Source organism: Trinickia mobilis, from assembly GCF_017315705.1.
GTDB lineage: Bacteria > Pseudomonadota > Gammaproteobacteria > Burkholderiales > Burkholderiaceae > Trinickia_A > Trinickia_A mobilis.
Window position 1 is genome coordinate 57,294 of the sequence record NZ_JAFLRF010000033.1, and the last position, 13,427, is coordinate 70,720.

The window sequence follows — 13,427 nt, forward strand, 5'->3', positions numbered from 1 at the left end:
AAGACGGGGTCAGCAGGAAGCGAGGAGGGCCTCGAAGCGGCGCAGCACCGCGCCGACGAACGCGCGTGGGCGGCGCGTCACATAAAAGTGGTCGCCGGCGAGCGCGGCCGGGTCGCCGGCTTCGTGCAGCCAGATTCGCCACGCGTCGACTTCCTCGGGCCACGCCTCGTCGTCGTCACTGCCGTGGACGAGCAGCGACGGCGTGCGAACGCGCGCATGCCCGGCGGCGCGTTCGCGCCGGTAACCCTCGGTGGCGCGGAAGTCGGCACGCAGGAGCGGCAGAAAAAAAGCGAGCAACGCGGGGTCGGCCAGCAACTCCGGGCTCATGCCGCCGATCTCGTTCAATTGCTCGACAAAGGAGCGGTCGTCGAGGTGGCTCAGGAGGCGCCGCGAACGCAGGTGCGGCGCGTGGCAGCCCGATAGCACGAGTCCGGCCGGAGGGCAGCCGCGCTGCTCGAGCAGCAGGCAGGTCTCGAACGCCACTTGCGCGCCCATGCTGTGCCCGGCGAGCACGAGCGAGCGGCGTTGCGCTTCGTCGAGCGCCGCGATCTCTTCGGCGAGCGGTGCGGCGAGTGCATCGATCCGCTCGGCGCAGGGTTCGCGCATGCGGTGGTCGCGGCCCGGGTAGACGGCCAGCGAGACCGCGACGCCCAGCCCGTCGAGCCCGTGCCAGGTTCGGAAGGCGCCGCTGCTCGCACCGGCGAACGGACAGATCACGAGATGAGGCGTTGGCTGCGTGGCTGGCACGCAAGGACGCAGCATGACGGGCGCGGGCATCATGCGGCCGTCTCCTCGCGGCGCGCGCCGAGCAGTTCGTGCGCGGCGATGGCGCGCGGCGGCGCGAGCTCGCGTTCCGCGGCGGCTCCGGCGCAGCGCAGCGTCCGTTGCCAGAGGCGCGCGAGGGCCGACTGATAGGCGGTGCCGAAGCCGGAGGGCGTCGCGCCCCCGTCGAGGTGGCGGCGCAGGGCTTGCAGCACGTGCGCGACGCCGGCCGGGCCGTCCACTTCGAGCGCGCTTTGCCAGTCGGGCGCCGCCGCGTGCAGGGTCAGCGCCGTCGGCTGTGCGAACCAGGCGTCTCCGGTGCCGGCGTCGGCGGCGGCAACGCGCCGATACATGCTGTCCGGTGCGGTGCGATGCCGCGGGTCGTGGAGCGCCGGGCTCCACAGCACCGGCCCGTAGCTTGCCTGCAGCGACAGATACCCCGACGGCCAGCCGACCGCCATGTGATGCATCGCCAGGCTGTGCAAGTCGGGGTCGAGCGGGTCGACGTAAGTTTGCAGGCGAAGCGCGGCGTTCGATCGCGCAAGCCGCAGACGCAGCGTCTGGAAGGCGGGATCGTCGTCGTCGAGTGCGGCGATTTCCGCCTGGTCGAGCTCGGCGCCCGTCGCGCCATACGCCTGCGAGAGCAGGTCCAGCGACGAATACAGCAACTGACGGCTCGTCATGGCGTGGGCGAAGCAGGGCGCCGCACCGTCGAGGACTCGCCGCACCCGCCGCGCGCATTCGATCCAGCTCAGGCCTGCCGGCGTATGCGCGTAGAAGCTGTTGACCCAGTAGGCGAGCCCCTGCCGCACGGCGAGCGCTTGCAGGCGCATGACGTCGTCGGGATGCAGCGGGTGCTCCTGGACGACGTGCATGCCGCGCTGCAGGAACGTCTCGGCCAGTGCCGTGCCGGCGCCGCCGGCCACGGACGAGCGCACCACCACGCAGACGATGTCGGTGTCTCCGGGGACCTGTTCCGGCGACGTGTAAAGCGGGATGCCGAACGCGTGGGCCAACTGTTGCGAGCGCGCGCTGCCGTTCGCGAGCAGGCCGGCCAGTTCGAGGCCGTCTTGCGCTCGCATGAACGCGTTGAGATACAGCTCGCCGAATTTCGCGCCGGCGACGAGCACGCGCCGGTTGTTTCGTCGATTGTTCCCGAGGGGGGATGTCATGCGGTCTCCTTGACGTCTGCGTGTTGCCGCCAGCGCTTGAGCAGCGTCGCTGCGCGCTGGGCCGTGGGGTCATCCATGACGAGTTGCCAGTGATCGGCCTCGAGCGTGTGGCGTTCGGCGTGCCGGGCCCACTGTCGCCAGTCGCGTTCGGCCGGCTGCCAGTGCGCCGGGCGGCGGCTCGCGCCGATCCACAGGCACGGAATCGGCAATGGCGCCGGGGCGGGGTGCCGCACGACGAGCGACAGCAAGCGCTCGATGCGGGCGAGCCAGGCCCGGGCCTGCGGCAGGCCCGGCTCCGTGCCGAGCAGTCCCGCGGCCGCGGCGTTGCGCATGAAGCAGGCGATCTGCTCGTCGGGCGTGAGCGCGTCGAACCCGGCTGGCAGCGGCACTTCGACCCGGCCATGCGCTAGGAGGCGCAGCAGCCCGGCGAGGCCGGTCGTCCGGAAGTCGTCGCGGCAGACCGGGTCGAGCAGGACAAGCGCGACCGCTTCACGCTGTTCGTGGAGCAGACGCGCGGCCTCAGCGGCGACGAAGGCGCCGTAGGACCAGCCGACGAGCGTGTACGGGCCGTGCGCCTGGCGAGCGCGCAGCGCGGCGACATGGCGTTGCGCGAGCGCTTCGAGGCTCGCAGCGGGAGACGTGGCCTCCGCTTGCAGTCCGTAGACCTCGGCGTCCAGCTGCCGCGCGAGCGGCAGGTAGGCGCCCAGTTCGCCGTCGGACGCGTGGAACAGGAAGAATCGCGCCGCGTCGCGCCCCTTCGCGAGCAGCACGGGGTTGCCGTCGCCGGCTGTCGCTGCGGCGTCGAGCGTGGCGCAGAACGCGGCGAGCGTCGGGTGGGCGAACAGGTTTTGCAGGCTCGCGCCGGCTACGCCCTGGCGGTTCAATTGCGCGATCATGCGGGTCGCGATCAGGCTGTCGCCGCCGCTCTGGAAGAAGTCGCTGCCGCCCTCGACCGGCTGCGAAAGCAACGCCTGCCAGATTTCGGCGACGCGTGCTTCCAGGGCGCACTGCTTGGCTTGCGCGGGCCGAGCGTCCTCCCCGGCCGTGCGCTCGGCGACGTCGACGGGCGGCGCCTCGTGTTCTCCGTCCAGCGGAATCCGCTCGCGCTGGCGCAGTCGCAACGGCGGCAGCACGCGGGACGGCGCGCGCAAATGGCGCTCGATCTCGCCCAGGTCCAGCCGCGCGACGCGCTCGGCCCGAGCGAGGATCAGGTGCTGGCGCAACGATGTGCGTTCCTCCTGCGGCCAGACCAGTTCGGTCGCAAACCCGGCCTCCGACAGCGCGTCGCGCCACATCGGCAGATCGAGCATCGGCTTGTCGTCGGCGGTGCGGATGTCGTGATAGCCGTTCAGGGCCTCGATGAAGCCGACGCTCGCCAATTGCAGCGCGCTGTCGCGCTCGGTGGCCTCGATCAGCAGCAGCCGGCCGCCGGGTTTCAGCAGCCGGCCAAGGCGCCGCAGCGACTGCGTCACGTGACGCGCGTCGTGCATGACGTTGGCCGCGACGATCAGGTCGTAGCCGCTATCGGGGTGGGCGTCGAATTCGACGGGCTGGTTGATGTCCAGCAGCGCGTATTCGAGCCGCGGGCAGCCGGCGAAACGCTTTCGCGCATGCTCGAGGAACAGCGTCGAGACGTCCGTGAAGCGATAGCTCGCGAGACGCCCGTCGAGCGCGGGCAGCAGTTGCGCCGTCGTCGCCCCGATGCCCGCGCCCACTTCGAGCACGCGATAGTCCGTCGCGCCGCGGCTCAGCGCCTCGGCGACCGGCGCCGCGCAGGCGTTGAGCAGGCGCATCACGGGATTGTCGGCGTAGAGGCTCGACACGATGCGCTCATCGTCTCCCAAGAGCAGGGCGAGCGGTGACTGCGTGCCGTCCAGCAGCGCGCCGTGCCGCGCAATGCAGGCGTCGAGATACGCGCCGAGCGTGCGGCTCCAGGCGGCTTCGGGCAGCGCGGCGGGCTCGGGCGCCGGCACGGCGCCGAGCGCGCGCCGGCAAACGAATGCCGCACCGTCGCGCTCGAGCCAGCCGTGGTCGACCAGCATCGAGAGCCATTGGCGAATCAGCCTTCGATACTTGGGCAGCGCGCCAAGACGCGCCTGGACCTCGTCGAGCGTGTGACGGTCCTCGGCGCGGGCGAACAGGTCCCGGCCCAGCAAGGTGCCGGCGATCCCTTGCAGCGCGCGGGCTGCGAGCCAGCGCCAGGCGGCGTCGAATTCCTCCTGTTCGGCGGCGCTCAATGCCGGCCATGCGGCGGGGTCGAGTTCGAGCCGTCCGGGCGAGGCCGAATCGGCGCTCGATGCGCCGCCCGGCGCGCCGTCGGCCGCGACGATCGTCACGCTCAGCGTGCGGCCGTCCGGATCCGGGAGCGCTTGCGCCCAGCGCACCGCGGGATGGGTGCGCAATGCGTCCTCGATTGCGCGCAGATCGAGGTTGACGCCATCGACGGCCGCAGGCCACGGACGGCGCTCGATTGGCGCGGGCGAGCCGTCGTCGCGCGCGAGCACGAAGCCCGGCTGAGCCATTCGCGCGGGGTCCGCCGCGACGCTTTGCAACAGCGCCCGGTAGTCGTCGAACATCGCCTTCGCCACGCCGTCGGCGAGTACGCCGTCCATGCAGTACCAGCTGAACACGAGCTCGCCGTCGATCTCCATGACTTGATGGTCGAGCCAGACCTGCGGCGTCTGCGTGAAAACGTGGACCGGGTCGCCGAGGAGGCTCGTCATCGCCTGATCGATGCTTTGACCGTCGAGCGACAGGCCGAGCACGCTCGTGAACACGACCGGCATCAGCGGTTGCCGTCCGCCCGGCTGGCCCCGTCCCAGCTCGCGGATCACTTCGACGCCGTTCACGCGGCTCGCCGCGAGGCGTTGCCAGAGGCGCTGCTGGGTGGCGTCGATGGTGTCGCGCAGCGTTTGAGGACGGCCGAGGTCGAAGTCGATCAGCAGCACCGACGTGAAGTCGCCGATCAATTGCGGCACCTGCGGATGGCACGGGCGCCGGTTGAAGAACGTGAGGTTGACGGTGAAGCCCGGGTGCCGGCTCCACTGCGCGAGCGTGTGCGCGAACAAGGCGAGGAGCGCCGCCGACGGCGTCGCGCCCCATTCGCGCCAGGTGCGCTTGAGCGCATCCCAGGCGGCGCGCGGCAGACGCGCCTGATGCGTCGTAAAGCGCGGCGGCCCGCTCGGCTCGCGCGCCGCGAGCGGCAGGCGCGGTGCCGGCGGCAAGTGCGGCAGCGCGTCGTGCCAGTAGCGCCACGCCTCGCGCCACGACGGCTCGTCGCGCTGCGCTTCTTCGGCCATCACATAGTCGCGGAAGGTGATGCCGAGCGGCTCGAGCGGGTCGCCGCGGTAGGCCTGGGCGAGGTCGTCCATCATGACCTTGAAGCTCTGCACGTCGAACAGCAGCAAGTCGAGGTTCATGTGCAGCCGGTAGCGGTGCGCGTCGATCTCGCTCGCGATGAGCTCGAAGAGCGGCCAGCGCTCCGCCGGCAGCACGCGGCGGGACAGCGCCTCGCGCGTCTCCGCAAGCGCGCGCTCACGTGCCTCCGGCGGCAGCGCGCGCAGATCGTGGCGCGCCACGCGGTACTCGGGCACGTGCTCGAGAATGCGCTGGCGGCCATCCGCGCCGACCACCATGCGCAGCATGTCGTGACGTCGCACGAGCGCGTTCCAGGCCCGCTCGAAGCGCTCGAGATTCAGCTCGCCGTGCTGCTTGTCCCACTCGAACAGTACGTGGCAGGCGACGCCGCCGTACTCGATCATGCCGGTCCGGCCGAGCCAGTAGGCGTGCTGGATCGGCGTCAGCGGAAACGGCTCGTGGCGGTTGGCGGCGTCGTGCGCGAGCATGGCCGCCTCCCGCGCCACGGCTCGCGGGGCAAGTTCGGCGATCAGGCGGGCAAGGCCGTCGACGGTCAGGTCGCGGTAGGCGCGCTCGGCATCGAGGCGCACGCCGAGCTGGCGCTCGATATCGCCGCTCAACTCGAGAAAGAGCAGCGAGTCGAGGCCGAGTTCGAGCAGGTCGCGGCGCGCGGTCAGCCGGGCAGGATCGTCGAGTCTCAGCTGAGCGGCGATGCGCGCGCCGAGCCAGGCGGTGAGGGCGGTGTGGTCCGTCTCCGGGTTGCCGCTCAGGACGGGGGGCGCCGCAGGCGCCGGAGCTTGGCGGTGTGCGGGGGGCTGCGGCGAAGCCGGAGCGGCGGATGGGTCGGATTCGGGCGCAGCTTGCAGCAGTGCGCGCCGCGCCGCGTCGAGCCGCTCGGGCATGACGCGCATGGCGAGGCGGTACGGAGCGCCGCGCATGACGGCCTGCTCGAGGTGCCACAGGCCTTCGGCGGTCGAGAGGACGCCCATGCCGGCGGCGGCGAGCTTGGCCTTCAGCTCGGGCGCGGCGGCGCGTCCCGCCTCGCCCCAGGCGCCCCATGCGACTGTGACGGTGGCCGGCGCCGATACGGCTTCGTGTGCTTGCGCGAGGCCGTCCAGGTACGCGCTCGCCAGCGCGTGCGCGCCCTGGCCGGGCGCGCCGAGCGCCGCGGCCGACGACGAATAGAGCAGCAAGTAGCGGCCATGGTGCAGCTGCAGCCAGTCGCGCAACGCGCGCGCCGCGTCGGCCTTCACGGCGAGCACGGTTTGCAAGCGTGCGGCGTCGAGCGCGGCAAGCGGCGCATCGTCCAGCACGCCGGCCGCATGGATCGCCCCGGCAACGCCGCCGTCTTCGTCCAACTGCCGCAGCGCGGCATGCAGCCGGGAAAGATCGGCCACGTCGACAGACAGCCACAGCAGGTCGCAGCCATAGCGCTCGTTCAACGCCTGCCGGAACGCCGGCCAGTCGGCGGGCGCGCGCGGCGCAAGCAGCGCGATGCGGCGTGCGCCCTGTCGGGCGAGCCATTGCACGCTGATGCGGCCGAGGCCGCCGAACGCGCCGGTAACGAGATGCCAGCCGTCGCCGGCGAGGCTGGGTGCCGGCAGGGCGGGCGCGACGTAGTCTTGCGCGGCCAGATGGGGCGCGTAGGCTTGGCCGTCGCGGATCGCCTTCCATCGCGCGCCGGCATCGGCCGCGTCGCTCGAGCCAAGTGCGCCGAGCGCGGCGAGCGCCGCCGGCAGCTCGCGCCAATCGGCATTCGCGGCGAGATCGAGCGCCGCGACGGGGTGCTCGGGCGTCTCCGTCGCGGCCACGCGCAGCATGCCCCAGATCGCGCGCTGCGCGGCGATGACCGGCTCGTCCGCGCGAACGGCCCATGCGGCGCGCGTGACGACGACGAGCGGGCGGCGCGCAGGGTCGCGCAGCGCATCGAGCAGCGCTTCGGCGAGCACCAACGGCGCATCGTCGGCCGGATCGAGGACGAGCAGAAGCCGTCCGGCCTGCGGCGAGAGCGCGACACCGGCTGCTTCGAGCGCGCGCGCCGCCGCTTCGGGCGCACCGGCGAGCGCAAAGCCGCCAAGGGGCACCGCAGGCCGGCCCGCAGCGTCACCGGCAGGCCGCCAGACCCACTCGTAGTGCGTGCCGGCCGCCTCGCTCGGCGCCGGCAGACCGTCGTGCGCAGCGCGCTCGCCGGCGACGGTCAAGAGACGCCACGCGCCGCCGCCGTCGCGGCCCTCGACGAGGACGCGCGCCTTGCCGAACGGGCCGCCTTGATAGCGCAATCGCACGAGTGAAAGCGGGCCTGCGGGCACCGGCGCTTCCGGCAACGCGATGGGCCGGCCGCTGCCGTGGCGGCGGGACAATTCGGCGCAAGCCTCGGCGAGACGTTCGCCCCAGCGCGCAGCGTCGCCGACGCAGTCGGACCAGTCGGCCACATAGCAGCCGTCGCCGGTCAGCGGCTGGCCGAGCAGGACGTCGCCGGCCGCCCCGCTCCACGGCAGCAACGCACTCGCGGCGGCGCGGCCCGGCACGCGGGCGAGCAGGACATGCTCGCTGATCCGGGCCGTCGCCGTGCCGTCCTCGGGCAGCCAATCGACGTGCTCGAAACCCGCCGCGCGGCATTGCGCCTCCCAGCGCTCGACGGACAGGAACAGCTCGCCGCCGCGCGCGGCTTCGTCGTGGAGCGGCAGCACGAGCGGGCCGAACACGAAGTCGAAGAGCCGCATCGGCCGCGTGATCTCGCGCATCAGCAGCCGGCCGCCCGGTTTGAGCAGCGCGCGCAGGCCGGCGAGCGTGCGGCCGACATGCTGCGTCGCGTGGATCACGTTTGCGGCGACGACGAGGTCGTAGGCGCCCGCTTCGAAACCTTGGGCGGCCGCGCTCTTCTGCAAATCGAACTCGCGGTAGTCGACGAAGCCGTAGGCGGCGAACTTCTGCTGGGCGCGGCGGGTGAAGAGCGCGGAGATGTCGGTGAAGTCGTAGCGCAGCCCGGGCTCATCCGCGAGCCCCGCGGCCAGTTGCGGCAGCAGCCACGCCGTGGTGCCGCCCGTGCCGCCGCCGACTTCGAGGATGCGCAACGGCGCGCGCCGCCTCCCCGCTCGCGCGCGTTCGCGCACGATGCCCGCCGCCACGCCGGCGGCGATCTCGTTGAAGTAGCGGCCGAAGCTGAAATCCTGATAGAGCACCTCGACGCCGCCCGATGCGCCCTCCGGGAAGATCACCGCGACGGGCTCGACCTGGCCGCTCATCATCGCGTGAAGGCGCTCGCCCGCACGCTCGACGGTGTCGGCGATCACGTCGAATCCCTCGCAGTAGCTGCGCAGTTCCGCCAGCAACCCGGCGCGCCGTTCGTGCGGTACGGCTCGCGCCGGCGCATAGCGGTCGCCGTCGCGGCGGTAGTACCCGTCTTCCGCGCACGCGTTCAGGAGCCGCGTCAGCAGTTGCCGGTGACGCGGCAGCAGGCGGCCGCCGCGCAGGATGTCGAGCGCGCTTGCGCCGTGTTCGAAGCTCGCGCCGGCCGAGCGCCGCACCAGTTCGTCGACATAGACGGCGTGCAGTTGCGCGACGCAGTCGTAGAGCGCCTGCAGCCGCGGCAGATCCAGCCTGGCTGCGGCGCTCGCGGCGACCCGGCGCCCGCTCGCGAGCGCTTCATCGGCTGCCTGCGGGGCGCTTGCCGGCGCGCCGCTCGTCTGCGCCGCGGGGGCGGCCTCGCGCCAGTAGCGCGCCTCGTCGAACGGATAGAGCGGCGCGTGCAGCTTGCGTCCGTGCGACGGCAGCACCTCGCGCCAGGGCAGCGCGACACCCGCCGCGAACAGACGCGCAGCCGCTTGCCGCAGTTGCGCGAGCGCCGGCTGGCCGCGCCGCGCGCTCGCGATCCAGTGCGCGGCCCGCGGCGCGTCGCGCTGGCCGATGCCCGTGAGCGGCGCATCCGGCCCGAGCTCCAGGAAGACGCGGGCCTCGAGCGTCAGAGCGCAGTGCAGCGCCTGCCGGTAGCGCACGGGCTCGCGCATATGCCGGCGCCAGTAGCCGGGCGCGTTCAGTGCGCCGGCGTCGATCGTCTCGCCGGCGAGCGTCGAGATCAGCGGCAGACGGGCGGGCCCGGCGACGAGCCGTGAGGCCGCCTGACCGTATTCGTCGAGGATCGGATCGAGCCGCGCCGAGTGCGCCGCGCCGCCTACCGCCAGGCGGTGGTGGCGAATCTCCCGGTGCGCAAGCTCGGCCGCGAAGGCATCGACGGCCGCCTGCGCGCCGGAAAACACGAGATGGCGCTCACCGTTCATGGCGGCGAGGTCGAGCCCGTGCCGCGCGGCGATCGGCAGCAGCGTCGCATCGTCGGCGAAGGCGGCCAGCATCGCGCCGGCGCCGTCGTCGTTGCAGCGCTGCATCAGCTCGCCGCGCAGACGCACGAGCGGCATGATCGCCTCGGGGCTGTAGTGCCCGGCGACCACGGCGGCGGCGTACTCGCCGACCGAATGGCCGAGCACGAGGTCGGGCCGGTGCCCGAGCGCCTCCCAGTGCGCGGCCGTCGCGAGCTCGAAGGCCACGATGGCCGGCTGCGCATACTCCATGCGCTCGAGCAGGCCGGCGCGCTCGCCGAGCATCGCGTCCCGCAGCAAGGGCTCGAACGCCTGGCCGCAGGCGGCCAAGCAGCGATCCAGGCAGGCGGCGAAGGCGGCGGAATGCGCGTAGAGCGAGCGTCCCATGCCGGGCCAGTGAGCGCCTTGTCCCGTGAAGAGCCACGCCACCTTGCCGGCTGGGCCGCTGCCGCAATGGACGAGCACGTCGTCGACGCCCGCCGCATAGGCGGCAAGCGCCGCGCCCGTTTCGTCGTCGAGCGGCGCCGCGAGCCGGAATTCGAGGTCCAGCTGGCGGCCGTGCAGCGCCGTATGCGCAAGATCCGAAGGGCGCGCATGCGTCAACGCTTCGGCGTACGCGCCGGCCAGCCGCCGCAGGGCTGGCACGCTCGCGGCGCTCAAGAGCAAAACGCCGTCGTCGGGCCGGGCCTGCGCGCTCGCCGCGCTCGCCGCACTCGCCGCACTCGGGAGCAAGACGCTGTCTTCCTGCCGGACTTGCCCGCTCGTGCCCGAACGCGCTCGCAATGCTTCGGGTAACGAAGCGACGATCAGATGACAGTTCGTGCCGCCGATACCGAACGACGAGACGCCGGCGGTTCGCACCGAGGCCGTCCACGCCTCGGTCGCCGTGGGCACGTAGAACGGCCCGCGCTCGAGGCCGAGCGCGGGATTGGCGCGGCGAAAATGCAGGCTGGGCGGGATCGCGCCGCGCTCGACCGCCAGCACGGCCTTGATGAGGCTCGCGATGCCGGCGGCCGTGTCGAGATGGCCCAGATTGCTTTTGACGGAGCCGAGCGCGCAGCGCAGGCCGGGATGTTCGGTGCAAGCGTCGCGGAACACGTCGTTCAGGGCCTCGACTTCGATCGGGTCGCCGAGCGGCGTCCCGGTGCCGTGCGCCTCGATCAGGCCGATTTCGTCCGCTCGCACGCCGGCGAGCCGCATCGCCTCGCGGATCGCGTCGCGCTGGCCGGCCACGGAAGGCGCCGTATAGCCCACCTTCTGGCTGCCGTCGTTGTTGAGCGCGCTGCCGCGCAGCACCGCCACGACCGGGTCGCCGTCGGCAAGCGCGTCGGCCAGCCGGCGCAGCGCCACCACGCCGACGCCGTTGCCGATGAAGGTGCCGCCGGCGTCGGCGTCGAACGGGCGGCAACGGCCGTCCGGCGAGAAGATCATGCCCGGCTGATGGAGGTAGCCGGCCTGCTGCGGAAACGACACCGCCACGCCGCCCGCCACCGCCATCTCGCAGTCCCCTGCGCGCAGGCTTTCGCAGGCCATGTGCACGGCGACGAGCGAGCTCGAGCAGGCCGTCTGCACCGTGAGCGCGGGGCCGCGCAGGTTGAGCTTGTAGGCGGCGCGCGTCGCCAGGTAGTCCTTGTCGTTGCCCATCAGCGACTGCAGGCCCGACACGCGTCCCACCTCGGTCACGCGCACCGGCTCGCGTCCCGGATAGGTGCTGATGCGCGCGGCGCCGAACACGCCGGTCTTGTGCGGCACCTCGCGCGGCGCGTAGCCGGCGTGCTCGAGCGAGTGCCAGACGGTTTGCAGGAACAGGCGCTGCTGCGGGTCCAGCAACTCGGCCTCCTGGCGCGAGTAGCCGAACAGGGCGGCGTCGAAGGCGTCGGCGTCGTCGAGCACGGCGCCGGCATTGACGAAGTTCGGCGCGTCGAGCATGGCGGCGTCGAGGCCGGCGTCGAGCAGCGCTTGCCGCGTGAAGCGGCGCGCGCAATCGCGGCCTTCGACGAGGTTGCGCCAGAACGCCTCGCTATCGCCGGCTTCGGGGAAGCGGCAGGCCAGGCCGACGACGGCGATCGGCTCGCAGTCCGGATAGTGGCGTGCGATGAGCGATTCGATGGCGTCGGCGGAGTCGGCGGGTAAAGCGTGCGATGCGGGGCTATCCATGGGTCACCTCGGAGGCGTGTGCGGCGGGGGCCGATGTGGCGAGAGAAGGTTGCGGGGCGCGGCCCGCGCCGTGCGGCAGCCGGCGGCAAAGCCGCGCGGCGGGCACGAGCGCCGCGAGTGCCGTCGCTGCGAGCACGGCCAGCACCGGGCGATAGCCGCTCACCTGCGCGGCGCGCAGCGCGGTGAAGGCGACGGCCATCGAGATCGCTGCGTCGGCGGACTGAAACAGGGCGTAGTCGGAGGCCGGCTGATGCGCGCGGACCTGTCCCATCAGCACGTTGTAAAGCGTGACGAAGCCGATGGCGGCGGCCACGTTGGCGATCCCGAGGGCGACGAGCCACTCGGGCAAGCCGAAGCGCGGGTAGCCGAGCGCGAGCGACGAAACCACGGCCGCGTGCAGCAGCATGACCGGCCGCAGGCAGCGCAATCCGCCAAGCCGTCGGGCGAGCAGCGAGCCGAGCACGATGCCGACGCCGCTTGCGGCGGTGCTATAGACCGTCGTCGCCACGCCGAGCCCGGTCAGGCTCAGACCCTGGTCGACGAGCAGCGCGGTTTGCAGCGCCAGCACGCCCCGCATCGCGAGGTAGTAGATCGCCGTCAATGCCAGCGCGGGCCACAGTTCGCGCAGGCCGCGCCATTCGAGGCGCACGCGCGCGCCGCCGGCTGTCGCCGGCGTCGGGCGCACGAGCCGGAGCGGCGCCAGCAGCGCGACCGACAGGCCCGAGACCGTGAAAAAGCCGTACTGCCAGCCTGCGCGCTGCGCGATCGTCAGGAACGCGAACGAACCGAAGACGATGCCGAAGTAGCTGCCGCCGACTTGCGCCGCGTTGGCGAACGGGCGATTGTGCTCGTCAGTCGTGCAGAGCGCGATACCGTCGGCATAGAGGTCGTGGCTCGCCGACAAGCACGCGAGCAGCATCAGCGCGAGGACGATGACGCCGATCGAATGCGCCGGCGACAGCGTGCCGATGCCCGCGATCAGCGCGGCCATGCCGAGTTGCAGCAGCACCAGGCTGCCCAGATAGCGATTGCCGCGCAACGGCAGCGCGTGGCGCTCGCCCCAGGGCGCCCAGAGAAACCGGGCGGCCCACGGCAGCATGGCGAGCCACAGCCAGCTCAACTGGGCGAGGTCGAGCCCGGCGTGCCGGAAATAGCCGGCCACGCCGTGCAGCATCAGCGCCGTCACCATGCCTTGGTGCAAGTAGCAGCACCAGTACGGGAGATAGCGCGTCATGACGATGTCCCTTTACGTCGTGCGAGGCGTGCGCGCCGTTCGTCGAGACGGGCTAGGCGCACCGCGTCCGGGGCGCCGGTCCGGACCGGCGCGTCTGAGCCGGCGAGCCGCGCCGCCAGCGCCAGCGGCGACGGATGGGCGAACAGGTCGGTGACGGCCAGCCTGTCGTGGCCGGCTTGCTGAAGACGGACGTGAAGCTGCACGAGCATCAGCGACGAGGCGCCGGCGTCGAAGAAGTTTTGCCGGGCCGCGATCGGCATACCCGTGACTTGCCGGAAATGCTCGCGAAGCGCGTCGGCGAGCGCATCGTCGGCCTGCGCATCGCCGGCCTCGACCGTGGCGTGGGCGGCGGGCGGCGCCGCCGGTTCGTGCGTCCCGGCGCCGCCGGCGCCCGGCACGGGGGGCACGACCGGCGCGAGGGGCACGACCGGC

Annotated in this window: 5 protein-coding genes; all 5 read right to left on the bottom strand. The window is 72.5% G+C overall.

Annotation, left to right across the window (positions count from 1 at the left end; genetic code table 11):
- Positions 1-9: 9 nt before the first annotated feature.
- Positions 10-780, bottom strand: a complete 771-nt coding sequence (locus J3489_RS29100) for a thioesterase II family protein (RefSeq protein ID WP_242540398.1) — start codon at positions 778-780, stop codon at positions 10-12.
- On the bottom strand, positions 777-1,934 hold the full coding sequence (locus J3489_RS29105; protein ID WP_207004239.1) for a Gfo/Idh/MocA family oxidoreductase: 1,158 nt from the start codon (positions 1,932-1,934) through the stop codon (positions 777-779). The genes J3489_RS29100 and J3489_RS29105 overlap by 4 nt, the downstream gene beginning before the upstream one ends.
- Complete coding sequence (locus J3489_RS29110) at positions 1,931-11,761, bottom strand: type I polyketide synthase (protein ID WP_207004251.1); 9,831 nt, start codon at positions 11,759-11,761, stop codon at positions 1,931-1,933. The genes J3489_RS29105 and J3489_RS29110 overlap by 4 nt, the downstream gene beginning before the upstream one ends.
- Positions 11,754-12,995: an MFS transporter gene (locus J3489_RS29115; protein ID WP_207004253.1), complete on the bottom strand. Its 1,242-nt coding sequence runs from the start codon at positions 12,993-12,995 to the stop codon at positions 11,754-11,756. Before J3489_RS29115 ends, J3489_RS29110 begins: the two co-directional genes overlap by 8 nt.
- On the bottom strand, positions 12,992-13,427 hold a 436-nt coding region (locus J3489_RS29120; RefSeq protein WP_207004255.1), incomplete at its 5' end, for an acyl carrier protein. The genes J3489_RS29120 and J3489_RS29115, both read right to left, overlap by 4 nt.

What these genes read in the sequence shown, in the direction of transcription:
- J3489_RS29100 (WP_242540398.1), bottom strand. Translation starts at nt 780, where the DNA reads ATGATGCCCGCGCCCGTCATGCTGCGTCCTTGCGTGCCAGCCACGCAG.
- J3489_RS29105 (WP_207004239.1), bottom strand. Translation starts at nt 1,934, where the DNA reads ATGACATCCCCCCTCGGGAACAATCGACGAAACAACCGGCGCGTGCTC.
- J3489_RS29110 (WP_207004251.1), bottom strand. Translation starts at nt 11,761, where the DNA reads ATGGATAGCCCCGCATCGCACGCTTTACCCGCCGACTCCGCCGACGCC.
- J3489_RS29115 (WP_207004253.1), bottom strand. Translation starts at nt 12,995, where the DNA reads ATGACGCGCTATCTCCCGTACTGGTGCTGCTACTTGCACCAAGGCATG.